The 25,493-nt window shown below is 52.0% G+C and carries 28 protein-coding genes; 24 read left to right on the plus strand and 4 right to left on the minus strand.

Features of this window, described 5'->3' with window-relative positions:
- The first annotated feature begins 2 nt into the window (after positions 1–2).
- Both AC0YOB_RS35340 and AC0YOB_RS35345 read left to right on the plus strand, forming a co-directional pair.
- Positions 3–884 (plus strand): carbohydrate ABC transporter permease, encoded by an 882-nt coding sequence (locus AC0YOB_RS35340; protein WP_475796771.1) that lies wholly within the window; start codon positions 3–5, stop codon positions 882–884.
- Between the two features lie 176 nt (positions 885–1,060).
- Positions 1,061–2,839 carry a sensor histidine kinase gene (locus AC0YOB_RS35345; protein WP_475796772.1) on the plus strand — a complete coding sequence of 593 codons (1,779 nt, stop codon included), beginning with the start codon at positions 1,061–1,063 and terminating at the stop codon, positions 2,837–2,839.
- A 112-nt stretch (positions 2,840–2,951) separates the two neighbouring features.
- Here the strand turns inward: AC0YOB_RS35345 and AC0YOB_RS35350 are convergent, their stop codons facing one another.
- The 4 genes from AC0YOB_RS35350 to AC0YOB_RS35365 all read right to left on the minus strand — a co-directional run bounded on the left by AC0YOB_RS35350 (position 2,952) and on the right by AC0YOB_RS35365 (position 5,926).
- Entirely contained in the window at positions 2,952–3,560 is a 609-nt protein-coding gene (locus AC0YOB_RS35350) for an SRPBCC family protein (RefSeq protein WP_475796773.1), read from the minus strand.
- A gap of 112 nt (positions 3,561–3,672) precedes the next feature.
- Positions 3,673–4,644 (minus strand): helix-turn-helix transcriptional regulator, encoded by a 972-nt coding sequence (locus AC0YOB_RS35355; RefSeq protein WP_475796774.1) that lies wholly within the window; start codon positions 4,642–4,644, stop codon positions 3,673–3,675.
- Positions 4,645–4,842: 198 nt separating this feature from the next.
- On the minus strand, positions 4,843–5,037 hold the full coding sequence (locus tag AC0YOB_RS35360; protein ID WP_475790531.1) for a type II toxin-antitoxin system antitoxin: 195 nt from the start codon (positions 5,035–5,037) through the stop codon (positions 4,843–4,845).
- A gap of 16 nt (positions 5,038–5,053) precedes the next feature.
- Positions 5,054–5,926, minus strand: coding sequence for an SPFH domain-containing protein (locus tag AC0YOB_RS35365; protein ID WP_475796775.1), 873 nt, complete (start codon positions 5,924–5,926; stop codon positions 5,054–5,056).
- 223 nt (positions 5,927–6,149) lie between these two features.
- On the opposite strand from AC0YOB_RS35365, the gene AC0YOB_RS35370 reads away from it, so the two are divergent.
- The 22 genes from AC0YOB_RS35370 (at position 6,150) to AC0YOB_RS35475 (ending at position 25,465) form a co-directional block, all read left to right on the plus strand.
- The gene (locus tag AC0YOB_RS35370; protein ID WP_475796776.1) at positions 6,150–6,773 is read left to right on the plus strand and encodes a hypothetical protein; all 624 of its coding nucleotides are present in this window, start codon (positions 6,150–6,152) and stop codon (positions 6,771–6,773) included.
- 384 nt (positions 6,774–7,157) lie between these two features.
- Positions 7,158–8,414: a DUF4367 domain-containing protein gene (locus tag AC0YOB_RS35375; protein ID WP_475796777.1), complete on the plus strand. Its 1,257-nt coding sequence runs from the start codon at positions 7,158–7,160 to the stop codon at positions 8,412–8,414.
- Positions 8,415–8,561: 147 nt separating this feature from the next.
- Entirely contained in the window at positions 8,562–9,752 is a 1,191-nt protein-coding gene (gene alr, locus AC0YOB_RS35380; protein ID WP_475796778.1) for an alanine racemase, read from the plus strand.
- Between the two features lie 217 nt (positions 9,753–9,969).
- Positions 9,970–10,251, plus strand: a complete 282-nt coding sequence (locus tag AC0YOB_RS35385) for a CopG family ribbon-helix-helix protein (RefSeq protein ID WP_189000792.1) — start codon at positions 9,970–9,972, stop codon at positions 10,249–10,251.
- A gap of 3 nt (positions 10,252–10,254) precedes the next feature.
- On the plus strand, positions 10,255–10,605 hold the full coding sequence (locus AC0YOB_RS35390; RefSeq protein WP_189000789.1) for a type II toxin-antitoxin system PemK/MazF family toxin: 351 nt from the start codon (positions 10,255–10,257) through the stop codon (positions 10,603–10,605).
- Between the two features lie 100 nt (positions 10,606–10,705).
- Entirely contained in the window at positions 10,706–11,128 is a 423-nt protein-coding gene (locus AC0YOB_RS35395) for a GNAT family N-acetyltransferase (protein ID WP_475796779.1), read from the plus strand.
- A gap of 210 nt (positions 11,129–11,338) precedes the next feature.
- The gene (locus AC0YOB_RS35400) at positions 11,339–11,962 is read left to right on the plus strand and encodes a YhbD family protein (protein WP_475796780.1); all 624 of its coding nucleotides are present in this window, start codon (positions 11,339–11,341) and stop codon (positions 11,960–11,962) included.
- Between the two features lie 19 nt (positions 11,963–11,981).
- Positions 11,982–12,662, plus strand: a complete 681-nt coding sequence (locus tag AC0YOB_RS35405; protein ID WP_475796781.1) for a polymer-forming cytoskeletal protein — start codon at positions 11,982–11,984, stop codon at positions 12,660–12,662.
- A 13-nt stretch (positions 12,663–12,675) separates the two neighbouring features.
- Positions 12,676–13,350, plus strand: coding sequence for a hypothetical protein (locus AC0YOB_RS35410; protein WP_475796782.1), 675 nt, complete (start codon positions 12,676–12,678; stop codon positions 13,348–13,350).
- Positions 13,351–13,381: 31 nt separating this feature from the next.
- Positions 13,382–14,926 (plus strand): MDR family MFS transporter, encoded by a 1,545-nt coding sequence (locus AC0YOB_RS35415; protein WP_475796783.1) that lies wholly within the window; start codon positions 13,382–13,384, stop codon positions 14,924–14,926.
- A gap of 213 nt (positions 14,927–15,139) precedes the next feature.
- Positions 15,140–15,874 carry an SAF domain-containing protein gene (locus AC0YOB_RS35420; protein WP_475796784.1) on the plus strand — a complete coding sequence of 245 codons (735 nt, stop codon included), beginning with the start codon at positions 15,140–15,142 and terminating at the stop codon, positions 15,872–15,874.
- A 2-nt stretch (positions 15,875–15,876) separates the two neighbouring features.
- A complete protein-coding gene (locus AC0YOB_RS35425; RefSeq protein ID WP_475796802.1) occupies positions 15,877–16,707 on the plus strand; it encodes a CpaE/TadZ family protein in 831 nt (276 codons plus the stop codon).
- Complete coding sequence (locus AC0YOB_RS35430; RefSeq protein WP_475796785.1) at positions 16,707–18,107, plus strand: ATPase, T2SS/T4P/T4SS family; 1,401 nt, start codon at positions 16,707–16,709, stop codon at positions 18,105–18,107. The genes AC0YOB_RS35425 and AC0YOB_RS35430 overlap by 1 nt, the downstream gene beginning before the upstream one ends.
- Positions 18,104–19,039, plus strand: coding sequence for a hypothetical protein (locus AC0YOB_RS35435; RefSeq protein WP_475796786.1), 936 nt, complete (start codon positions 18,104–18,106; stop codon positions 19,037–19,039). Before AC0YOB_RS35430 ends, AC0YOB_RS35435 begins: the two co-directional genes overlap by 4 nt.
- A 223-nt stretch (positions 19,040–19,262) precedes the next feature.
- Entirely contained in the window at positions 19,263–20,144 is an 882-nt protein-coding gene (locus AC0YOB_RS35440) for a hypothetical protein (RefSeq protein ID WP_475796787.1), read from the plus strand.
- Positions 20,145–20,181: 37 nt separating this feature from the next.
- Positions 20,182–20,334, plus strand: coding sequence for a hypothetical protein (locus tag AC0YOB_RS35445; protein ID WP_210046116.1), 153 nt, complete (start codon positions 20,182–20,184; stop codon positions 20,332–20,334).
- Between the two features lie 75 nt (positions 20,335–20,409).
- Positions 20,410–20,541, plus strand: a complete 132-nt coding sequence (locus tag AC0YOB_RS35450) for a hypothetical protein (RefSeq protein ID WP_379114270.1) — start codon at positions 20,410–20,412, stop codon at positions 20,539–20,541.
- Entirely contained in the window at positions 20,538–20,963 is a 426-nt protein-coding gene (locus AC0YOB_RS35455; RefSeq protein ID WP_475796788.1) for a hypothetical protein, read from the plus strand. The genes AC0YOB_RS35450 and AC0YOB_RS35455 overlap by 4 nt, the downstream gene beginning before the upstream one ends.
- A 66-nt stretch (positions 20,964–21,029) precedes the next feature.
- Positions 21,030–21,506 (plus strand): hypothetical protein, encoded by a 477-nt coding sequence (locus AC0YOB_RS35460; protein WP_475796803.1) that lies wholly within the window; start codon positions 21,030–21,032, stop codon positions 21,504–21,506.
- 189 nt (positions 21,507–21,695) lie between these two features.
- Entirely contained in the window at positions 21,696–22,916 is a 1,221-nt protein-coding gene (locus AC0YOB_RS35465; protein WP_475796789.1) for a M24 family metallopeptidase, read from the plus strand.
- 477 nt (positions 22,917–23,393) lie between these two features.
- Positions 23,394–24,302: a sugar phosphate isomerase/epimerase family protein gene (locus AC0YOB_RS35470; protein WP_475796804.1), complete on the plus strand. Its 909-nt coding sequence runs from the start codon at positions 23,394–23,396 to the stop codon at positions 24,300–24,302.
- Positions 24,299–25,465: a Gfo/Idh/MocA family protein gene (locus tag AC0YOB_RS35475; protein ID WP_475796790.1), complete on the plus strand. Its 1,167-nt coding sequence runs from the start codon at positions 24,299–24,301 to the stop codon at positions 25,463–25,465. Before AC0YOB_RS35470 ends, AC0YOB_RS35475 begins: the two co-directional genes overlap by 4 nt.
- The last annotated feature ends 28 nt before the right edge of the window (positions 25,466–25,493 follow it).

The raw sequence follows: 25,493 nt of genomic DNA on the forward strand, positions 1-25,493 counted from the left end.
AATTGGTACAAGACCGCTCGTGGTTTGGACGCTTCTTTGACATCATGAACCATACGTTTCTTATCGGACTATCTCTGCTGTGCGTTTTTCCGCTTCTGCATGTACTGGCTATTTCATTCAGCAGCAGCCTGTCAGTGGGGGAAGTTTTCCTATGGCCCGTTGACTTCACGACAGACGCTTATAAATATGTCCTGGATAAACCGGATTTTCTGAAATCTGTGCTTGTAACGATAAAACGGGTATTGCTGGGTGTCCCCTTCAATATGCTCATGGTGATTCTGCTCGCCTATCCGCTGTCCAAGGACAGCAGGGCTTTTCCTATGCGGACCTTGTATGCCTGGTTTCTGGTCTTTACGATTTTGTTCAATGGAGGGCTTATCCCGAATTATCTTGCCGTTCGATATACCGGCCTGCTCGATTCGGTCTGGGCATTGGTGCTGCCAAGCGCAGTACCTGTATTCAACGTCCTTCTGCTGCTCAACTTTTTCCGTAATTTGCCGAAGGAGCTGGAGGAGGCTGCCTTGATAGATGGAGCGGGACACTTTGCTACGCTCATCCGGGTTTATTTGCCCCTATCGCTGCCCGCGCTTGCCACAATAACGTTATTCAGCACGGTGAATCACTGGAACGCCTGGTTCGACGGAATGATTTATATGAACTCGCCTTTACACTTTCCGCTCCAGACCTACCTGCGTACCATCGTTATCGAGTTGGACTTTACATCGCTTGGCTCGGAAGATGTTCTGAACCTGATGAACAGCGTGTCGGAGCGCACGACAAGAGCTGCCCAAATATTCCTCGGCGCGCTCCCGATCCTGCTCGTATATCCGTTTCTGCAGCGCTTTTTCATCAAGGGCATTGTGCTGGGAAGCGTGAAGGAATAACAACGGCTGCTCCGATGCTTGCATTCTTTGAAATCGGAGCAGACCGCCAGGATGGCAAGCTCCGTCTCAAACGCATCATTAACCATTGGAGGTCTCGCATGTCCTGCTGTCCCTAGCAGGACATTTTTCCTGTTTTGTCGAAAAGGTCCTACTACACAAGGAGGTCGAGACTTAAAATGCGTTGGCGGGTCAAGCTTTCGAGTATTTATCCCAAGCTGCTGCTGTCTTTTCTTGTCGTGATAACACCGATTTATGTCTTGAGCCTGAAGATGAATGAGTATGGGGAGCGGAATGTCAGGCAGGAAATCGAAAATTCGATTCAATCGAGGGTCTCCTTCTACATTCATTTGCTGGACAGCGAATTCACCCGTATTATCAGCATGCAGGAGGAATATGTGAACGACAGGAATCTGCGGACGCTCAGCATCGCTGATCCGATTATTAGCGACAAGGAACGCCGCGAGGCCATTATATCCATCAACAATCAGCTTAACCGGATGATCAACACAAGCCCGTATATTCTGAACGCAGCCGCCTTTTTGCCAAATACACATAGATGGATCACGGATTCAACCCAATACAGCGATCTTCCGGAGGACGAATATACCGCGCTGAAATCGATTAACAACCGCTATGAGAATCCTTTTATCCATTGGCAGAACCGTCTATTCATCAGCTTCCCTTATTCGAATCTGGCGCTGATCAACGGGCAGGAGCCCCAATTTCTGATCGGGGTTGAAATCAATCAGGAGCGGTTGAAGGAGGTACTCAACCGTTTCGAAATAGGCGGCAAAGGAGGGTCCATGCTTATCGATCCCGGGGGAGAGTGGGCCGTAACCAGCGACAATGCGCCCATTCCATGGTTCGATATCAAGCCGATTATGGCCGGCTTTCCGAAGGATAGCCCCTCTTATGTGAAAGAGACCACCATCGGCGGGGAAAAGTACTGGTTCATCGTGGAACGCTCCGCATCCCACGGAGTTACGCTGCTGTCCTATATGCCCGAGTCTGCCATATTGGGCTCGCTCAGCGAGTATCGCAACTGGTATTGGGCGCTATCGGCCATTTCCATCATCGTAATCGTATTATTCGCTTATTGGATTTTCCGGCAAATTCATCAACCCATGAGGCGATTATTGCGGGCATTTCAACGGGTGGAGAACGGGAATTGGGGGACGATACTGACACATCGCAGATCAGACGAATTTGGCTATCTGTACAGTCAATTCAACTCCATGGTGGCCAATATGACGGAAATGATTCAAGAGGTGTACGAGCAAAAGTATCGGGCCAACCTGTCCGAGCTGAGGCAGCTTCAGTCCCAAATCAATCCGCATTTTCTCTATAACTGCTTCTTCAACCTCTACAGGATGGCCAAGAATGAGGAGAACGAGAATATCGCCTTGTTTTCTCATCATTTGGGTCATTATTTTCACTACATAACAAGGACGCAGCAGGATGATGTGCCGCTGGAGGAAGAGATTAAGTTTGCCCAAAACTATATCGCCATTCAGACTTTCCGCTTTGAGGATCGCATTGCTGTGCATCTGGAGGCCGTTCCGGATTCGTACCGCGCATTTCGGGTTCCCAAGCTCATTATCCAGCCCTTGCTGGAAAATGCTTATCAATACGGATTTCGCAATACGATCGCAGATGGAAGATTAGAGGTTTGCTTCAAATATGAGAAGGGATATTTGATCATTCTTGTAGATAACAATGGGGAGCATATACCTGAGCCTCAATTCCAGGAGCTGCTGCTGAAGCTGAAGACGAACAGCCTGAATGTAGAAACCACCGGCCTCGTCAATGTACACCGCAGGCTGAAATTGAAGTATGGCCCTGACAGCGGGCTGCAAATCGTGAATAAACCAGGGCGGTTTCAAGTCCGATTGTCGATTCCGGTGGAAGAAGTGAACAATATCAGCAACCAGGGACATAACCTGGAATCTATTTAACCGTAATAAAATGAGAAGGAGAGGGCGGCCTTATGCTCCAATATGCCATGACCGCGCCTCTAGGCATTTGTTCTTTGCTTGGTATCCTCGAAGCAGCAGGCATAATACGCGGTTAATCCTCCCTTGTTTCTCTAACAATGGTTTCCGCAGCTTTTTCCCAGTGCAGCCGCATAATCTCTCTCATATAGAGATCCTCCAGCTTCTCCTGGTGGAAGCTGATCGTTGTCTTCTGCACAGACGGGGATAACCAATAAATCTGCAGCGACGAGGGCTTGTCCCAATCCTTTCGCTGCCAGCTCATCCGCAGCTTCTCATACGGTTTGACCACGCCAAGCCTGCCGGAGGTTCCGTCCCGGGACTCGAATACGCTTCCGGCCTCCAGCGTCAGGGAGGGGATTTCACCGATCCACAGCTTCAGACCCTCAGGGGAGAGCATATAGGACCAGACCCGTTCTCGGGGAGCCGCAACGGTTTTTCGGACGCCGATATTGAATCCCACTGCGGCCGTCTGCCCGACAGGCTTGCGTCCAAGGCTCTGACCATACATAGCAGCGATGATAGGCGCCCATTTGGCGCTGACCTTGCGTACTTCCTGTAAATAGGCAATCAGCTGATCATAGGAATAAGCCGCGCCGCAATCCTCCTGGAGAAGCTGCGTCCACTTTTCCCAGCTTATGCCGGTTTCGGTTATAATATCTTGCCTGAAAATGCTGCCTGCCATAAAGGTAACCTCCCGTTTTAATAAACTGCTGTGTAGTCATTATATAACACAAAGGCTGACAGCCATGGTCAGCCTTTAATTTTTGATGGAAAAAAATCAGGTTAGGGTTTGTTTAAGGGGAAGGAGAGCGGTAAACATCATATAAAGCAAAGGCTATCTCGGCCAAGCATTCCCGCAGCTCAGGCGGCTCCTGGACCTGTATCCGGCCTCCGTATGACAGCAGCAGGTAAGGCGCTTGCGTATATAAAGTCCATTCATCCAGCTCAAAATCAACATGATGGGCGGATCGTTCGATCAGAGTGTGCGAGACCAGCCAATGCCTGCTCAAATCGTCCAGGGCTTCGGCATTCCCGGTAACATGCACCGATACCCGGTTCGATTCAAGTCCTGAATCCGGAAGCAGGCTTCGGAGCAGAAAATCACGGGCAGAGAACCCTTCCGGACGTTGAAAGATAAAGTCCGTACCGGATACGGCTTTTATACGGTCAACGCGGAAGCTGCGGATTTCTTCGCGAAGATGGCAGAAGCCGATCAAATACCATTTGCTTTTCCAGTGCACGAGACCGTAAGGATCGATCCGGCGTCCTTGCGGTAAGCCTTCAAGGCCGGTCTGGTACGTAATGGATACGGAATGACGGGCGTCCAGGGAGGACTCCAGCTGCTGCAGCATGCGCGACTCACCATCCGGAACAGGCGGTTCAATGATTTCGACATCCGCTTCATGCCGTTCCAGACGCTCTAACTGCTGCGGATTGGTGTACCGCTTTATTTTGCCGACAGCGCGCTCCAGTACATCACCTTGGGGGTAGCCCGCTTCCTGGGCGAACAGAGCGGCATGAACGAGGGCTTTCTGCTCCTGTTCATCGAAGAACAGCGGCGCATCTGTAAAATGGTCCGGGATGTAGTAGCCGCCGGCCCGGCCCTTGTCGGAAAGAATGGGAACGCCGCTGGCGCATAATGCGTCGATATACCGGTAAACGCTGCGGACATGGATTTCCAGCTCATCGGCGAGCGCGAAGGCGCTCATTTTCCTGCGGGTCTTCAGCAGCCATAGAATAGACAGCATATGATCAGCTTTGGACATATGGGGGCACATCCTTTACGGATTAGAATAGGAAGGGGTGTAAATCCTATCCTTTATGGTACCTGTATTTATGTTCAGCAGCAATAAATGCTCCAAGGACCACGAATTCCCGCACAATACAAAGAAAATGCCGTCCGAATTTGTTCGGCGGCACTCTCTTTTAGGAGTCACTTAATTTCTTTCCGTTGGGAAATAAACTTATGTCTCTTCAGCTTCATCCGGCTGCTGTGGTGGCAGCGGCCGTTTCAGACGCCCCGCCCTGCGCAGGGCATCGCGCAGCAGAAACTCGATATGCGCGTTCACGCTGCGGAACTCGTCTGCAGCCCATTTCTCCAGCGCCTGGTGCAGCTCGACGTCGAGACGAAGCGGGAACGCCTTGCGTTCTTTGGCCATGTGGATGATTCAGCCTTCAGGTGTAAAGTGTGCCCGTATTGATGACCGGGGTCGTTCCCCGTTCGGAAACGATGGACACCATCAGATTGTTGATCATTGCCGCACGGCGTTCGTCATCGAGTACGATGCCGCGTTGCTCCAGCTGCTGCAGGGCTGAATCGACCATACCGACGGCGCCGTCAACGATCATTTGCCTGGCCGATACGATAGCTGCCGCCTGCTGGCGCTGCAGCATCGCATTGGCAATCTCGGGAGCATAGGCCAGATGGGAGAGCCGGGTCTCCATAACCTGAACGCCGGCAACCATAAGACGGCTCTGGAGCTCCGCCATCAACCGGGAGGAAACCTCATCCGCATTGCCGCGCAGGGAGAAGGTTCCATCCTCGTCATAAGAGTCGTAAGGATACTGTGCGGCGATATGCCGCACTGCCGTTTCGCTCTGGATTTCGACGAATTTCTCGTAATTGTCGACATCGAACGAAGCCTTCGCCGTATCGGTCACCTTGAAAACCACAACGGCCGCAATTTCTACCGGGTTCCCGGAGTGGTCATTGACCTTCAGCTTCTGGGAGTTGAAATTGCGGACTTTGAGGGACACCCGTGCCTTGTTGGTGAATGGAAATACAAGCCATAATCCGCTGTCTGTGACCGTTCCCTTGTATTTGCCGAAGAAAGTGATGACCTTGGCCTGATTGGGCTGGACGACGCTGAGCGACGTCATGAGCACAAAACCAAGCAGCAGCATCACCACTCCAAGAATGATCAGTCCTAAACCCGGCTCATCCTGCGTTCCGACTGCGATGAACAGAATCACTGCGCCAACGACCAGAACGAGCGATAACAGCAAGGCAAGAAAGCCATTCACGTGCCAAGCTTTGCGTTCCTGCATATTGAATCCTCCCTAATATCAATGTGATATTAATATGATATCACTTTTTTCAATAATTTCAATCTGCTTTAAGCTGCAAACGGGAAACTGCCGCGCATCTTTTTTTAACGGGATTTCCTTTTATTGAGGATTGTCCTTTCTGTGGGGTATAATACAAAGGATATCAGAACATTCAAACATTCAATTATTTATGCTGCCTATAAGAGAAATGGAGTGGATGCGAATGTCCGGATTAACCATCAACAGCAGCAAATCGCAGCCTCAACCCGAGCTGAAGCTGGTAACCAGACAGAAGGTCATCGACAACGGTTTGCAGGTCATGCAGGAAATCGGAACGAATCATATTTGCAAAGTATGTATCGATCACGGCGGTTCCTGCTGCAGCGGCTGCAGACATCTGTCCGACCGGGTGGGCTGCCAGCTTCGAAATACGAGCTGTACGGCCTGGTTGTGCGGATTCCTCAAATATATGCTGTTCAAAACAGATCTGCTGCAGACCTGGAATGATTACTGGGAACAAGTTCCCGGACAGGATTTTCGCGAGGATTTCACACCGGAGGTGTTCTTTATACAGCAGCAGCTGGCACTGCCGAATTTGCAGGAGCTGAGCGAAGCGCTGGCCGCTGATCTGAATGAGCTGGCGGAGCAGCAGGCATCTCCCGATTTCATTCTCACTCTCAGAGATAAACTGGACAAGAATGTGGATCAATTCCTTTATTACAAAAACGTATCCACGAAGAAGCACTTGAAAAGGAACATCGATGTGCTGTCCGGTTCCTTTTTCCGGTTCCATCAAGCGCTGGACAGCTATCTGATGGCAGCGGAAGGCGCAGATAACAGGCTATAACCTCTTGCTGTGCCGCCCAAGGATGGAGAAGGCCGTTTCTTCTTAATGGCCGCTTCAATAGGTATGGTCAAACCGGAAGGCAGACACTTTGAAGAAAAGTGCCTGCCTTCTTTTTTTGGCAAATGCAAGCATTGTCAAAGCCGGAAAAGCCCGGAGCGCAGCGCCAATGCCGCTGTGTGCACATCTGCAATAATTATCCCCCTCGCACTCCGATTTAATAAGCTTGTCAAACTAGTCCGCATAATTGTCCAAGTCCCCTCATAGACATGTACAAGTCAAGCGTAAACGGCCTTGTCCCGTACGAGCCAGTGTGAATCAGCGCTCGCTCTGGTCACGTACAGCTCCGGATACGTTTAAAAAAACTTGTGATGAGGGGTTGATCTCATGCGTCGTCGAATCAGTTTCATCGCAGCCATCTTGCTGTGCGCCACGGCGGTGCTCGCCGGCTGCGGGACTAAGGACGCGAATTCAGTTGTCAAGGATTTGGACCAGACGGTTAACAAAATGGAAAGCTATCACGGAACAGGCACGATGACTCTGCATACCGGACAGCAGCCTCTGGAGTACCAGGTTGACGTCTCTTACCAGAAGCCGCAGTATTACAGAATTGAACTGACCAATGCCAAGAAGGACATTACCCAAATTGTGCTCCGCAACGATGAAGGCGTGTTTGTCCTGACGCCCCGTCTGAACAAGGTGTTCCGGTTCCAGAGCGACTGGCCGGCCAATCAAGGTCAGGTCTACCTGTACCAGACGCTGGTATCCAGTATTTTGCTGGATAATTCCCGTCAATTTGCCGTCGATAAGGACAACTACGTCTTCGATGTCATGGCGAATTATCAGAACGGTTCACTGGCACGCCAGAAAATATGGCTCAATAAATCGGATTATGCGCCAAGCAAGGTGGAAGTGAGCGATACCAATGCCGCCGTCATGGTTGAGGTGGAATTCAACAAATTCGAGTTCGGCTCCAAGCTCGATAAGAGCGTCTTCGATACCCAGCGCAATATGGAGAGCAGCACGAGCAATCAACCGACGACAGCGCAGCCGGATAATGAATCAAATGCTTCGGCAAATGACGAGCCCGTACTCACACCTGAAGCAAACTCACCGCAAAATACGGGCGACAATCAGGCGGAAGAAGCGCCAACGACGGACGATAACGCCAATGCCAATCCGGATGACGCAGAAGACACCGCGACGAATGCAGACAATTCCGGCGTCAATAGTGAAACTTCAACACAGGATGAGAATGCGGATGACGCTCTGGCGCCGGCTGCGGAATCCGGCGGGACTGAAGGTCAAATCTTTACCGCGATGGAGCCTTCCTACCTGCCTGAAGGCGTATCGGAGAAGGATCAGCAGGAGATTGTGTTTGGCGGCAATCCGGGCTTTATGATCCGCTATACGGGCGATTACGACTATACGCTGATTGAAACCCAGCCTCATGACCAGGCTGTCTCCATGATGAAAGGGGATATGGTCGATCTGGGCTTCACACTCGGTCAAATGAGCGGCGACGAGCAGAAAACGCTGACCTGGACCTACAATGGAATCGAATACCGGATCACCAGCGCTACGCTGCCGGATTACGAGATGGTCAAGGTCGCGCAGTCGGTGCAGGGAGAAATCAGTAAATAAAGGAATGGTTCCCCGTTTCATTGACAGCCTCAAGGCTCAACGTATAACATAAGGTTATGGGTTATAAAAGCAAACGCCCGTGCGTAGGGGATACTCCCCATACGAACGGGCGTTTGAGCGTTTAGATGAGGAGAAGGTGGACGTAAGTTGAACGTGTATTACCGCCCCACCAGGGCTGAAATATCTTTGGACGCGCTTGCGCATAATCTGCAGTCCTTTCGCAGTGCGATACCGGAGGGCATGCGGCTGATGGCCTCGGTCAAAGCCAACGCATACGGACATGGCGCCGTAGAAATTGCCAGAGAAGCGGAAGCCTGCGGTGTCGATTATCTGGGCGTCGCTTTTCTGGATGAAGCGATAGAGCTTCGCCAGGCTGGAATTCAAATCCCTGTTCTCGTTCTCGGCTATGTACCGCCGGAAGGGCTTGCTGCGGCCAGGGACCTTAATATTGCCATCACGTTGTTCCGTGAAGATGTTCTGGATGCTGCAGCCGGCCTGCCCGATAACGGCAAACGGCTCACCGTTCATGTGAAAGTGGATACCGGCATGGGCCGTCTGGGCTTGCTTCCGGGAGCGGAGGGGCTGGCTTTCATAGCACGTGCGTTAGGGGAGCCGCGGCTGTTTGTGGAGGGCCTGTTCACCCATTATGCCCGGGCGGATGAAGCGGATAAGGCTTATACGCAGCTGCAGTTTGAACGGTTCGCCGCTTTTGTTCGGGATATGAAGCAGGCCGGACACGAGATACCCCTTATACATGCGGCCAACAGCGCCGCGGGGATGGATACGCCCGAGCTTGGCTGCGGAATGCTGAGACTTGGCATCGGCATGTATGGATTGTATCCCTCTGCTGAAGTGAACCGGAGCCGGATTGCTCTTAAGCCTGTATTATCGCTCAAGACGCAGGTCGTGATGGTAAAGGAAGTTCCGTCAGGCTGGGGAATCAGCTACGGTTCACGTTATGTAACAAGCGCGGAAGGCGAGCGGATCGGGACGCTCCCCATCGGTTATGCCGATGGCTACAGCAGGATGATGACCGGCAAGGCTGCGGCGCTTGTGCGCGGACGCCGTGTGCCGATTCTGGGTACAATCTGCATGGACCAATGCATGATTGCGCTGGAGGCGGCGGAAGCATCCGGCAGCGGCCCGGTAATGGCTGGCGAGGAGGTTGTTCTGATCGGCTCCCAGGGCGGTGAGACGATTACAGCCGACGAAGTGGCCGATATTCTCGGAACGATCAACTATGAAGTGACCTGCATGATCGCTTCGCGGGTGCCGCGTATTTATATGCGCGGGGGCAAGCCCGCGGCGGTAGAGAATCCGCTGCTCAAACCGGTTTAAAATATTTCCTTTCAAAAAAGGAGTAAGTTTAAGCAGGATATTGGCGATTTACCTCGAATAAGAGTAGGACGAGGGTAAATGGCATACTCCGCATCTGCTAATAGATGCAGCATACTTGATATATCACGCGCATAGATATGATGGTGTATAATACGATCACAACAATGAAATACTGATAGTGCGCTTTTGCTGGAAATGTTTTGGGGGTGCGAGTTTGGTGGCCAATTTGCAAAACACCAAGAGGATAATGATCAGTTTGCCCGATCATTTGTTAGAAGAAGTCGACGGGATCGTTGCCAAAGAAAACTCAAACCGCAGCGAATTTATTCGTCAGGCGATGAAGCTGTATTTAGTTGAACGTAAAAAGCGTCAGATCCGCGAGTCGATGCAGCGCGGTTATTTGGAAATGGCGAAAATCAACCTGGTTATGGCATCGGAAGCTTTTCAAGCGGAGGAAGATGCCGGCGATACGCTTGGCCGACTCGTAAGCGGGGTGTAGAGGTTGATTGTTAAACGCGGCGATGTGTTTTTTGCAGATTTGTCACCTGTAGTCGGATCGGAGCAGGGTGGAGTCCGTCCGGTTCTTGTCATTCAGAATGATATCGGCAACCGTTTCAGCCCAACGGTCATTGTGGCTGCCATTACGGCACAAATTCAAAAGGCGAAGCTGCCTACGCACGTTGAAATTGATGCGGCATCACATGGCTTTGACCGGGATTCGGTCATTTTGCTGGAACAGATCCGGACGATCGACAAGCAAAGATTGACGGATAAGATTACGCATCTGGACGATGAAACGATGCGTAAAGTCGATGAATCCTTGCAAATCAGCGTCGGCCTGATCGATTTTTAAGCTAGTATCGTCTTATATCGACAGGTTACGAAACAGGGCGACGGCGCCCTGTTTTTTAATTATATTGGAAATGGACAAACCTGAAGGAGGAATACTTAAGATGAAAATTATAAGAGTCAGCACACAGGAAGAACGGGATAAAGCCTATGAAGTCCGCAGAGCGGTTTTCGTGGAAGAGCAGGGCGTTCCGGTCGAGGTGGAAATCGATGAGTTCGAGGATGCGGCGGAGCATTTTGTCATTATCGACGGGGACCGGCCTGTCGGCGCAGCCAGGCTCAGACTGCTCGGCGATACAGCCAAGCTGGAGCGCATCTGCGTATTGATGTCCCACCGCAAATATGGACTGGGCAGAGACATGGTTATCGCAATGGAAGAGGTCTCGAAGGAGCTGGGAGCGGTTCGCGCCAAGCTGCACGGGCAGACGCATGCGGAGCCTTTTTATACGAAATTGGGCTATCAGCCGGCTTCCGAGGTTTTCATGGAAGAGGGAATTCCGCATCTGTTAATGGTCAAGACATACTAATCATTAGAATCATAAGGGAGTCGGCAGGCGGCTTGTCAGGGGAAGCAGAAACCCGGGCAAGCCGCCTGTCGGTCTGCAGACGGAGATGCTTTTCGGTCCTGCGACGCTTTGTGCCGGCTCTGGGGTCGGGTAAAATTAGAGCAGCAAAGAAGAAAGTTGCGGCTTCACAACGTAACAATGTTATGTTACGCTGTTGGAAGAGGTGAAGAAATGGAACGTGAATTGATTTCGAAGAAGGAGCTGCTTGAGCTTACAGGGATTTCTTACGGGCAGCTTTACAGATGGAAAAGAAAGCAGCTCATTCCGGAGGAATGGTTTATTCGCAAGGCCGTGTTTACGGGACAGGAAACCTTTTTCCCCCGAGATCTGATATTGCCGCGAATCGAGAAAATTCTCCATCTGAAGGATGATGTGTCATTGGATGAGCTGGTGGGGAAGCTTTCCCCGGAACTGAATGACATTCGTATCAGCAAAAGCGACTGCTGGAAACGAAACATTGTTTCGGAGTTGGTCATACGACGTTTTGCAGGGGAGTCTCCCGATAACACACTGCTTTCTTTTCAAAGCCTATTATTTCTGTTTATTGCCGACAAGCTGCTGCAGACCGGTGAAATGAGTCTGGAAGAAGGGGTACTGCTGATCCCAACGCTGGAAGAGCATTTTAAGACATTTGAGGACAAAGGCTGCGATGTGGTTTTCATCCGGAAGATGGGTGTTGCCATATTTTTACTGCTTGGGCGTTCCGAGAAAATCGGCTTTGACCGCGGGGTCAAGCAGGTGCTGCGGCTTTCGGTAACAGACTGTATTGAAGAGCTGAGAATGAAGCTTACTTAAGTTTAGGAGGGAACAGGGAATGGATGAGAGCAAGCGCAGAGATCTGAATCTTTCCGGTTTTGGCAGCGCGGCGGGAGGCGATTACCGTTCTGTAAAGATTGACGGTATAGGCAAAGTGGAAGGAGACCTCATCAGCGAAAGCTTTCAGCTTAACGGGGTCGCAACCATAAGAGGCGCTATCCGGTCCCGGCAGCTGAGTGTGAAAGGAAAAATGTCCGTGGAGGGTGACGTCTATTCGCCTGACATCCAGATGGAAGGGGATATAAAAATTCATGGGCGGATGGCCTGCGATGAGATTCAGCTGGAAGGGTTGCTGGAGCTTCATGGCGATTGCGAGGCAGAGCAGTTTGTCTCCCGCGGGGGATTCACTTTGGACGGCATGCTCAATGCCGAGAGGATTGACATACTGTTGTACGGGCGCTGTCAGGTGAAGGAGATAGGCGGAGAGAGCATTCTGGTCAAGAGGTCCGAGCGCAGCTTGTGGTCCAAACTGTTTCAATGGCTGATTCCCGTATTCGATCCGCGTTTGGCAACAGGGGTGATTGAAGGGGATAACATTCATCTGGAAGGAACAATAGCGCAGGTTGTCCGAGGCAATCGGATATCTATCGGTCCAGGCTGCATCATCGAGCGGGTGGAGTATCGCACTGAGCTTGCCGTTCATCCGGATGCGAAGGTCAATCAGCGCATTCAGGGATAAAGGGGGAAGCAGAATGAATCAGGTTAGGCAGCGTAAATTAAAGATTACGGGCACAGGCTCTACATCGGGCGGTGTTTTCCAGAGTGTCCGGATTACCGGAGAAGCTGAAATACACGGGGATACAGAGAGCGATTCGCTGTCCTGTACCGGAAATTGCTCCGTCAGCGGCTCCGTTATATCCCGCACCGCACGAATCGTGGGGGAGTTTGAGATTGATGGCGATCTCAAGGCCGGCAAGCTGAGCGCGCTCGGACAATTGAAAATATCGGGCAGCGCCAAGGGCGGTGTTTTTAAAATCAAGGGCCAGCTGGATACAGGCGGTGAATGCGAAGCGGAACGTTTCGAGAATAATGGTGCCTTCCAAATACACGGGCTGCTCTCTGCCGACCGGGTGGATATCGGCATGTACGGCCCGTGCTATGCAAGGGAAATCGGAGGTGAAGCAATCCGGGTGAAGCGCGGCAGATGGCAGGGAATCAAGGAGCTTTTCACCCGGGCCGGAGCGGTGCAGCTGAAGGCTGAGACGATTGAAGGCGACAGCATTTATGTCGAGCACACCAATGCGGATGTGATCCGGGGCAATACCGTTATCATTGGCCCTGCGTGCGACATTGGGCTGGTGGAATACCGGAGCTCGCTGGAGCTTTACAAAGGCAGCGTCGTCCATGCTCAGAAACAGACCATGTAACAAAGACGCGATATAAGGAGATGAAAGAAAGATGACACAGCAGCAAAGCAGAATGGGCCTTGTTGTCGTCGGGCTGCTGCTCGGCATCCTTGTGGCGGCCATTGATAATACGATCGTCGCCACGGCGATGGGCACGATTGTCGCTGACCTTGGGGGCGTCGACAAATTCGTCTGGGTGACCTCCGCCTATTTGGTCACGGAAATGGCCGCCATGCCGATTTTCGGCAAGCTTTCGGATATGTATGGGCGCAAACGTTTTTTTGTGCTGGGCATTTTCCTGTTTTTATTGGGCTCGGTTCTGTGCGGGACGGCCCACAACATTGTAGAGCTGAGCATCTACCGCGCCATTCAGGGGATTGGCGGCGGCGCCCTGGTGCCGATTGCTTTCACTATTATGTTCGATATTTTTCCTGCCGAAAAAAGAGGCAGCATGGGTGGACTTTTTGGAGCCGTATTCGGCACTTCCAGTCTGTTTGGCCCGCTGCTCGGGGCTTATATTACCGACCATATTAATTGGCGCTGGATATTCTACATTAACCTGCCGGTGGGGATTGTTGCACTTGCGTTAATCCTGTTATTCTACCGGGAGTCTATGGAGCATTCCAGGCAGCGGATTGACTGGTGGGGCGCTGCAACGCTGGTGGGCTCGATCGTTGCCTTGATGTTTGCGCTTGAGCTGGGCGGTCAGGAATTCGCCTGGGACTCCCCGACGATCCTTGCTTTGTTCGGAGCAGCCGCCGCTTTGCTTGCCGTATTTCTGTTCGTCGAAACCAAAGCGGCTGAGCCGATTATTTCCTACTCCATGTTCCGCAAGCGGCTGTTTGCAGCCAGCACCTTGACCAGTTTATTTTACGGGGCAGTATTTATCACCTTTGCCATGTATATTCCAATTTATGTGCAGGGAGTAACGGGAGGCACGGCAACGAATTCAGGATTAATTCTGCTTCCGATGACGCTCGGATCCGTTGTGTCTGCCCAGATAGGGGGCTTCGGAGCAAGCAAGACCACCTACCGCAATATCATGATTTTCTCCGCTGTCTTGTTCGTCCTCGGCACATTTCTGATGAGCACCATTACGCCGGAAACGTCCAAATTCCTGCTATCGGTGTATATGGTTGTGGCCGGCTTGGGCGTAGGCTTCTCCTTCTCGGTTCTGGGTATGGCCGGCATTCATGACTTTGACATGCGCCAAAGGGGCTCTGCCAATTCGACGCTTGCTTTCATACGTTCACTCGGCATGACGGTAGGCTTGACCGTTTTCGGTATTCTCCAGCGCAATCTGCTGACAGGCGACATGAAGAATGCCTTTGCCGGCACGCAAGGAAGCACGGAATCCCTCGGCAATATCCGCGAGCTGCTGTCACCGGAGAAGCGGGCTGCGATTCCTCAGGATATTATGGATAAAATCGTCGATTCGCTGTCAAGCTCCATCTCCAGGATGTTCATGTGGGGGCTTATTCCGGCAGGATTGGCCCTGATGACGGTCTTGTTTATGGGCAGCTCGCGACTGGTGATCCCAAACCAGGGCAAAGGCAGGGATAAGGAACGCAAGCCGATGGAATTTGGTGGTCACTGAGTCCGTGCGAGAATGTGTAAAATCGACAAAAGTGGGCAATTACCGACAATTTTCCAATTTTGTATAGACAGCTTTAAGCTTGTTTGCTATTATGATGTCATCATATAACAGCAGATCAATAGCAACGACTATGCGAAGAACGCATGCTTGGGCATTATGCCCTTGCTGCGTTCTTTTTTATTTTCGCTGTCAGGCTGCGGGAAGGAAAAGGCGATGAACAGAAGACGGAATGTGATCATTAGTATTGCTGCGGCTGTGTTATCCGGGTTGCTTGTGTATGGCGTGTATTTGCTGCAGCTGCGGCAGGTGGAGTTTCAGGAGACGATGAGTGTCGTGGTCCCGAACAGATTCGTACCGGCGGGGGAGCGGATCACTCCGGATATGCTTGAACTGAAGCAGGTTGCCAAAGCTTCTTACATCTCCGAAATGGTGCTCGATGCGGAATCGGTGGCGGGTATGGAGGCTGTTGTCCCTCTTGGATTGGGTGAACCGCTGCTCAACTGGAAGGTGGACAAGTTCAGGCTTTTGCCCAGCCGCACCCAATCGACTTTTCAAATCCCGCGCGATTATGTGCTATCGGTCTCCAATGGAATTCGGGCGGGCGACAAAGTCATCTTGTATGTGACAGGCGAGGAAGTCGCCTCCGGGCGGCTGTTCGACCAGCCGGTGACTGTCGCATCGGTCAAAACCTCGGCCAATATCGAAATTGACGACACGGACAACCCTAATCTATTGTCGCTGGCAAGCGGAGATAAAGAGAAAATGTATGCCTCCAGACGGGATGCCAACGGCATGATCGATTATATAAACCTGAATCTCCGGGAGGAGCAGTGGCTTGAGCTCGATACGCTGTGCAAGTCCGGAAAAGCCCGGATTGTCATCGCCTATTCCTCTCAATCGCTTGATATTGTGGATGCGGCAGCTGTACAAACGGAGGCGGGATCGTGAGAATGCCATCACCGCTTATCACCTTTGTGGGAACAACCCCCAACATCGGAACGTCGATAGCGGCGCTAGCAGCCGCCTGCCGGATAGCCGAGGATACTATGACCTCAGTAGGCTTCTTGTGTCTGAATCTGAAAAGCGCCAAGTCCCATCGCTACCTGGGTGTGGACAATCCGGTAGAAACCCTGGATTCTCTGAGGCCGGAGCTTAGGTCTTCATCCCTTCTTCCGGAGAAGCTCCTGCTAGCAACGCATCCTGTCATGGAGGGGCTGCACGTCCTGTTCGGCAATGTTCTTCGGGATCAGGCCGAGTTCTTCACCTCGGAGGAAGTGGATCATTTGCTCGATGTGGCTCAGCAAACCTTCGATATCGTCATCGCAGATGTGGGGGCTTACTGGGATAATGCGGCCACCTTGTGCGCACTGCGCCGTGCCAATACGAGGCTTGTGGCAACAACCGGGGCACTTTCCCATTTTCAGGAGGACGGACATCGATGGCTGAAGCAGCTTTCCCCGCTTTTTGGTATTTCAGCTGATCAATATGAAGCGGTCATCATTCATGCACCAGGAAGAATCGGAGGGTTTCACGTGAAGGAGATTTGTAATGAGCTTGGTGTGCCTTTATTCGGCGAGTTGAAATTGTCTGGACCTATGCTCTCACAGCTCGATAGCGGAACGCTTGATCAGTGGTTAATCTCGGATGAGCAGGGCAAGCAGGCGATGGCGCAGCCGGCGAAGCATATTATCCAGCGTTACGGGCTCACCCGGCGGCCGGGACTGAATTCACAGCCATGGTACAGGAAGCTCCTGACCCATCGGGACGGGGTGAGCACGTGATGAGTGAAGGGCGCTTCTCTCCGGCAGCTTTTTCTTCTCAAATAAGAGCGCTTGAACAGGATCAATCCGGCGTGAACGAGGAGAAGCAGAGCGGTGAGCAGGATTTTGTCCGGCTCGCCGAGGATATCCGCAGCTACCTGGCCATGCCGCGCGGCGTTACGGAGGATGAGCGCCGGCAGTACAATGAAAAACTGAACCGGGCTGTCATTGGCTACACGGAAGAGCGTGAGCAGATATTGGCGGTCATCGCCGAACGTCTGCTGCGCCAGCGCATTCATGAGCTGCCGGGGTATCAACATCCATACTCTTCGCTTGCCGAGGCTTTATTCGCGGAGGTCATCGGGCTTAGCGTTCTCGAGCTTGTCCTGCTCAATCGTGAAGGACTCGAAGAAATCCAGGTCGTCGGTACCCGGATATTCGAGGTCAGGGATGGCAGCAGCCGTCCATCGGCCTATGCCTTCGAGTCGGAACGGGAGGTAGAGCGGATCCAGCAGAATCTTGTGCTCTATAACAATGACCGCTTCAGTCCGCGCAAACGATGGGCGGAGGTTATGCTCCGGGACGGCACCCGCGTCACGATGACCGGTTACGGTTATACCTCGCAGCCCACATTAACCTTGCGGTTCTACACCGTGCAGAAATTTCATTTGGATGCTTTATGCGAGCCGCAGTATGGAACGATGAGCCGCGAGATCCGCGATATGGTGCTTGCTGTACTGAAGGCGAGATTCAATGTGGTGGTAATCGGACCGACCAACTCCGGCAAAACCCATTTCATCAAGGCCATGATCGGGGAACTGCCGGATGAGGAACGGATTATCACGATTGAAGGCCGTCATGAAATGATGCTCAGACGTGATTTTCCAAGCAAAAATACGGTGGAATACGAGGCTGACGAAGAGGATCACCTGCACCTTGCAACACAGGCCTTCAAGCTGGCCCTCCGGCAATCCCCTCAGCGGATTATCCATGCGGAGATCCGTGATGAGGATGCAAATATCTATGTAAGAGCCTGCACCCGCGGTCATTCCGGGAGTATGACGACCGTGCATGCCAACGCACTGGAGGATGTGCCTGAAGCGATCGCGGATATGTGCATGCTGGATGGGCGGGGAATGAATCCCGAGCGTCTCACCAAACGGATTGCCGAATATGTCACGCAAATCGGGATCGAGATGCGCTTTGTTGCGGGCAAGCGCCGGGTAGTCCGGCTTGCTGAGCTTGGCTGGACAGATGGCGAGGTACATGTGCGGGAATGGGCAATCTTCAATGAGACTGCGGGTGTTTGGGAATATCCGCATAGTCCTTCTCCCAAGGCTGCTGTAAGGATAGCCGCTGCCGAAGGCGCTTTGAGAGCAGGGTATGGGGAGTTCCCTAAGGATGGTGCTGCTGCGCCATGATGAAGATTGCTTTAATTGCTTTTGTGATCACTTTGTTTGTTATGATGTTTATTTGCTTCAGACAGCTGCTGCAGCTGTGGTTTGTCCGTCATCAGCAGCAAAGCCGGCTGCAATACCGCCAGCAGCAGCAATTCAGACAGCGGTTGGCCCGTTTTCTCGCCCGTTATGAACGGTTGTACCGGCATATGTGCGAGCTGCTGGAATCGCTTCGGCTGCGTGTCGATCCCGGAACCATCTTTATCCTGACGCTGCTCCTGCTGCTTGGGGGTTCAACTGCCGGTATTATGCTCTTTCAGAGTATTAAAGGTACGATTCTGCTGGGAACTGTGATGGGGGCCCTGCCATACACACTGCTGCGGATGCTGCTTGTTCATCAACAGATGAAGACGCGCATTGATTTCCTTCCGGCTGTGGAGCTCTTCTATCAATGCTGCCTGATCAGCGGCGGCAAGCAAATCCGCACCGCGCTGCAGCGAACGGTAGATGAGAAACGGCTTCTTGGCCCTATGCAGGCGGTCTTTGAGCAGCTGTACCGGAATGTTTCGGTACGCGGTGACGATGAGGCCAGCCTGCGGATTTTCGCAGCCTCGCTGGGGCATGTGTGGGCTGATTATTTCGTTAATATTGTACGTGCCGGTCTGGCCGAAGGCCATCCGATTGCCGATAATCTGAAGGATTTAATAACGGATATGCGCAAAGCGCGCAGAGCCAATCAACAGGAACGGAACAAGCTGCTGGAGATTCGGTTGGCGAACTTTTCCCCGGTGCTGTTTTTGGCCTTGTTTCTGGGCATCAATTTTCATTATACGCCTGAAACCGCTTATCTCTATTATATTGTCGACCCGAAAGGGCGGGATTTGCTGCTGAACGCCATCGTTCTCATCTTTATTTCCTTTGTAATGGGATTATGGCTTTCCCGCAAAAAGATGTAAGGGAGCCCGGGGGTTGCCTAACGTAAAACACTAAAATAAACGCCTCTGAATCTGCTTTTTCTTATGCAGTGCCATTAATGAATGATTGCCAAGCTGCGTTTGCTCAAGCAGAGCGCTAAAGTGAAAGCTTACGAAACTATGATTTCTCTAGGCATAACCAAAGACTGGTGTTACGGAGCCGCATTTCAGCTTAAGCCAAAATGTGTTTTTAGGAGATGAAAAAATGGATCGCTTGGTTATTTGGGGAGCACTAACCGGGCAGTATGTGCTGGGATTTATTTTCGTATACACGCTGTTCAGAGCACTGCTTGCACGAAGACCGAGGTTCGCCTACATCGCAGCTTTTCGGTGGCAGCACAAACGGGTTTCCGAGCGGTGGCTGGAGGCCGTCCGCCTTAGCCGCACATCACCATCCTTCAAGGAACGGGAGCGTGTACTTGCGGGATGCGGCTATACAGGTGATCCTGCTCTGTACATGCTGGCAAGACGGATCTTTCTGATTGCGCTGCCGGTATGGGCTGCTGCCGCTTACGGGATTTCCTGCTTGCCCCTGGAGGTTTTACCGCGTTATTTGGCTCCGCTGATGCTGTTTGCAGCTGTGATTCTTGTGCTTTGGGATCTGCCCTGGCTGGAGGCTTTTCGTAAAGCGCGTTCGGAGCGGATGACCGGAGAAATCTATGTCATCAGCAATCAGCTGCTGTATTTGGCGGGATCCTCGCTGCATATTCATACCAAGCTGATGCGCTGCCTGCCGTTTACCCGGACTATGCGCTCTGACCTTCAGGTGATGCTGGGCGAGTGGTATCACGATGCCGAAGGTGCGCTCAGGCGGTTCAAGCTGCGGCTTGGCACGGAGGAGGGGCTAAGCTTTGTCGAAACGATCGACTCTCTTCGGCTGCATGAGAGTGAGCATTATTACGACCTGCTCCGGGACCGGATCAACGATTACAAGGAGAAGCTGGAGCTTGCCAAGGAAAGCCGCAAGGAATCGACCTCTTATTTTCTGTTTGTGCTCGCAGGTATTCCGATTCTGTATACGTTTCAAATCTTCATTTATCCCTGGGTCAGAGAGGGGCAGAACCTCTTCAGTACGTTAAACCAATGACAATAATACCGGCCGATTATTTGGAGGAGGTGAGAGGATGCGTAATATTCTAATGACGGTTATGATGCTGGTTGTCGTTATTCTGCTGTTCAATGCCATCATCGCAAAAGACACGACAGGAACCCAGGCTCAAATCAATACGCAAGGCAATGCCGCAAATGTGAAAATCGGAGCTATCAATCCTCAATAAATTTGCTGCTATAAGCGGTCAGTTCGCTCTTCATGCTGTTATGTTAAGGAGGTGGCTGGCATACGGGCAATATTGATGTCAGTGCTGCTGATTATCGTGGTCGTTGTTTTATATACAAGCATTACGGGAGGCGAGCAGGGAACCAATGCTCAGCTTGACCGGACAGGCCGTCATATGAGCGATTCGATCCGGAGGCTGAGTCCGTGAAAAGCTTGCTTGTATTTATTTTGTTTGCCGTCATGCTCTGCTGGTTCATGTTCTCGCCGATTTATAAACATGTTCTGATTGTCCGTCAGGCCGTTCTGCAGCAGGAGGTTGATTATATGCTCGAGGTCGCGGCCAATGGCGACCATGGCTATATTGACAGCACGATGATGCAGCAATCACGCCTGCGTCTGGCAAGCTATGGCTTGCAGTCCTCGGAAATTGCCTTTGAAGTAAGCTCAACAAACGGTTACGACGCCACCAATGCGGGAAACCCTTTGCCTCGAGGGGTTGGATTGTCGCTGGCAATCAGCTATCCGGTGGAAGGGCTGTTCGAGATTGATCGCCTTATCGGAATTGCTCCACCTTCAGCATCGACGAGGCTAAGAGCTGTCGGAATGAAAATGAGTGAATACGTGCCTTAACGAAGCAGGTTCTTTGCCGCTTCATTCGTATACCCGTGAAGGAGCGGTGAAGCTTACGTGTACAAAATGGTGCTGATTATGCTTATGATGACGGTGTGGATCGTCATGCAGGCCTTGCAGACGGATGAGGAAGTAGCGATGGCCGCCTTGTTTCAAGGGAAGCACGCGGTCAACCGGGCAGCCCATGCTGCCGCGCAGCAGGTGGACCGCGCAGCTCTGGCCGATGGCAGGCTGCATATCGATGAAACGGCAGCTTACAGGAATGCCGGTCTTTATTTGCAGACCAATCTTCAATTGAATGCAAATGGAGAGCCGCTGCCGGAGAGCTTTCTGCGGGATCGGGTTGAAGTGCTCATTTTCGAGATTATTAATGATGATCATTCGTTTCCGTACACATACCGCAATGCGCTCTACAATTATGAGGTAACCTTGAAGCGTCCGGGCGTTGTTATCATTGCCAAAATGGAATACCCCAGCATATTCAACATTATTGAACCGATTGAATGGACCATTAAAGGAACGGCAGAACTCGTTGCGCGCTGATGGGCAGGGCGTTCCTCTTTTAATCCGGCTTTGCCGCAAAAGGATAGCCTGAGCCCATTCTCCTTGTTTGCAAACCATGCTTTTCATATTTAGTTATCCGTGTTGCCGGGTTCTTCTTTGCAGCATAGCGTTTGCCTGCGTTTCTTCTTATAATAAAGGGAGAATTACTAATAGCAGGGAGAGATAGGAATGACGGCGGAAGCACTTCTAGGACCGGAAGAATTCCATGAACGGATAACACGGCTGCAGCAGCGTATGCAGGCACAGGACATTTCAGGCTTTCTTGTGACGCAGCATGTGGATTTATATTACTTGACCGGTTCCATGCAGGCCGGCATGGCCTTTATTCCAGCAGACGGCCCGGCAACCTTCTATGTCAGACGGAGTATCGCACGGGCACAATTGGAATCAGTTGTTCAAGTGGAGCCAATGCCTTCTATGCGTGTATTCGGGGCAGCCTTGAAGCAGCGGTATCCTTCGGTATTCGATGCAGCTGATTCCCGGAGGATCGCCACAGAAATGGATGTTCTTCCCGCACAGGCCTATGTCCGGCTTGCAGCACAGCTGGAAGCTGAAGGTAACCATATGTCACTGATTGATGGCTCATCGCTCATCCGTCAGGTCCGGATGATCAAATCGGCATGGGAGGTCGGCCGGATTGAAGCCGCTGCGCAAGCGGTCGCAGAAGCGCTCCATAGCGCTGTAGGCGACCTGAATGAAGGGATGAGCGAGCTTGAACTGATGGCCCGGATCGAATATCAAATCCGTCTCCGCGGACATATGGGCATGATGCGTACGCGCAGCTACAATATGGAAATTATGACAGGGATGCTTGGCTCCGGAGAAGCGGCGGCTGACCCCAGCGCCTTCGACGGGCCTGCCGGCGGACGGGGACTCGGCCCAGCCGCTCCGCAGAGTGTCAGCCTAAGGGCTATCAGACGCAATGAGCCGATTCTGATAGATGTCGGCTGCTGCATCGATGGTTACATTATCGACCAGACACGAACAGCGGTGATCGGTTCGCTGCCGGATGATATGGCTGCTGCATATAACCATTCGGAATCCATTATCCGGGAAACGGAACGTCTGATGGTACCCGGTACGATTTGTGAAGCCCTCTATATCAGGGCGTTGGAACAAGCGGACGAATGCGGTTTATCCGCTCATTTTATGGGCTACGGTTCTGATCAAGTGAAATTTCTGGGGCATGGGATCGGGCTGGAGGTCGATGAGTGGCCGGTGTTGGCCCGCGGTTTTACCGATCCATTGAAAGCAGGAATGGTCTTGGCGGTCGAACCGAAATTCACCTTCCCAGGACGTGGAGTCGTTGGAATAGAGAATAGCTACGTCATTACAGAGAACGGTCCGCGGGCACTCACCAAGTCTCCTGAAGGGCTGATTATACTATGATGGAGCAGGGAGAGAATTAATTAATTCTGAAGGAGTCTTGAAGGTTCTGACCTTTAAGGCTCTTTTGTTACTTATAGGATCTATAAATTTCGCTGTTATCTATTGTTTTGCCGTCAGCGGACAGCGAAGCCGTTATCTGCTTGTCTCATCTAAAGCTGCCGCAGTATTCTTGTTAACTGAGATATCTGACTTCACTTGATCATTTGACTGTAGTTAATGTAGTTGACATTAGAACGTTCGTGCCGCTCTCCATGTGCTACAATGGGTTCTGAATTTGAATGTTTCAAAGGGTTGAAAACCTTTACTTTTTCAAGAGAGCAAGTGCAGCACACTATTTTAAAGTCATGCAATTCAGCTGCCTGCCGGACGGAAACATGCATGAGAGGGTGGTCAAGTACCGATCTGCCTGTTTATCAAGTATCAAAGTCAAAAACCACAGTCAACAGGGATCCCGAAAGTGGAGGATGAGTGCATGTGATCAAACTTTCCGTGTTTACAGTTGCAACTCCGGATGTTACCCCTGAGGAGCTATGCAGGGAAGCGGCGGCGGCGGGCATCGAAGGAATAGAGTGGCGCTGCAAGGAAACTTCAGCTGAAACAGCTTTGGAGGAGCCCTCCTTTTGGGGCAATAACCGATCAACCCTTTCGCCTGCCGCATCGGAGGCAGAGATAAGCCGCTTCAACGATGCAGTGAAAAATCACGGACGCACAACGCTTGCTCTTGCCCCCTATATCAGCTGCGGCGATCTGGCAGGCACGGAGCAGGTATTCAGGCTGGCCAAGCAGCTGGATGCATCGATGGTGCGCGTGGGAGTTCCCTCTTTTAACCGCACGCTCAGCTATAACGAGCTGTTTACTCAAGCGTCCGCTTATTTGCAGGAGGTTGAGGTGCTAGCAAGGGAGCATAACATCAAAGCTTTGGTGGAAACCCACCATCATACGATCGTACCCAGCGCATCGCTCACACACCGGCTTGTCAGCGGCTTCAATCCGGATCAAATCGGAGTAATCTACGATCCGGGGAATATGGTTTACGAAGGCTATGAGAACTATCGGCTCGGGCTTGAGCTGCTTGGCCCTTATCTTGCGCATGTCCATGTCAAGAATGCAGGCTGGCTTCCGACCGGCGGGAATCATCCCAATTCTGCGGCTGCGGCCGGGACGAATGAAGCCGAGGGGGACCCGCTGCGTCCCATCGACTGGTCTTGCAGCTGGAGACCGATCGCAAGCGGCGTTGTTCCCTGGAAGCAGGTGCTCGCCGACCTGCGGTTTGTGGGGTATGACGGGTGGTTTGGCCTTGAGGATTTTAGCGGTACTTACGATACCAGAACTATGCTTGGCAAATACGCACTGCAAATGAATCAATGGATGGAGGAAATCAGATGAGCAAGCTTCGTTATGGAATTATCGGGATCGGGAACATGGGGTCGGGGCACGCCAATTTGCTGCAGGCCGGTAAAATTAAAGACGCCGTACTGACGGCTGTTTGCGACGGATTCGAGTCCAAACGCGACTGGGCCAGAGAGCATTTGCAAGGTGTGAGCGTTTTTGAAGATTCAACGGCAATGATCGATTCCGGTCTTGTGGATGCGGTTATCGTGGCCACTCCGCATTACGATCATCCTTCGGAAGCGATCAAGGCTTTTGGCAAAGGCATGCATGTTCTGATCGAAAAGCCTGCAGGCGTCTATGTCAAGCAGGTGCGCGAAATGAATGAAACTGCCGCGAAGAGCGGCAAAAAATTCGGTATCGTCTACAACCAGCGGATGAATCCGCTCTATCAGAAGCTCCGCGAATTGATCTCCTCCGGAGAGCTTGGGGAAATCCGCCGGACCAACTGGATCATTACGAACTGGTACCGCTCGCAGGCTTATTACGATTCCGGAACCTGGCGTGCGACCTGGGGCGGCGAGGGCGGCGGCGTTCTGATCAATCAATGCCCGCATCAGCTTGATCTGTGGCAGTGGACTATCGGCATGATGCCGACGCGGATTCGCGCATTCTGTCAGATGGGCAAGCACCGCGACATCGAGGTGGAGAATGATGTGACCGCCTACGCGGAATATGAGAACGGCGCTACAGGCGTCTTTATTACGGCAACGTCGGAGGCTCCGGGCACCAACCGGCTGGAGGTATCGGGCGACCGCGGTAAAATCGTCATCGAAAACGGAAAAATGACCTTCTGGCGGCTTCGTGAATCGGAGACCGAATTCAATAAACGCAATACCAGCTCCTTCGGTTCGCCGGAGGTCTGGAAGTTCGAAATCCCCGCTCAAGGTCCGAGCCCGGAGCATGCCGGCATCCTCCAGAATTTCACGGATGCGGTACTGCATGGAGCGCAGCTGGTTGCCCCCGGCGAGGAAGGAATTGACGGGCTGACGATTTCCAATGCCATGCATCTGTCCACCTGGCTGGACGGCTGGGTCGATCTTCCATTTGACGAGAATCTGCATGAAGCCGAGCTGAATAAGCGTATCGCGGAGTCCAGCTTCCAGAAGCAGGCCAGTGCGGAGACAGCCAAGCCCGCCGATCTCAGCGGAACATTTTAATCCATCTATCGTAATGCGCCGTATGTAA

This window comes from Paenibacillus sp. JT31N17, assembly GCF_056269255.1.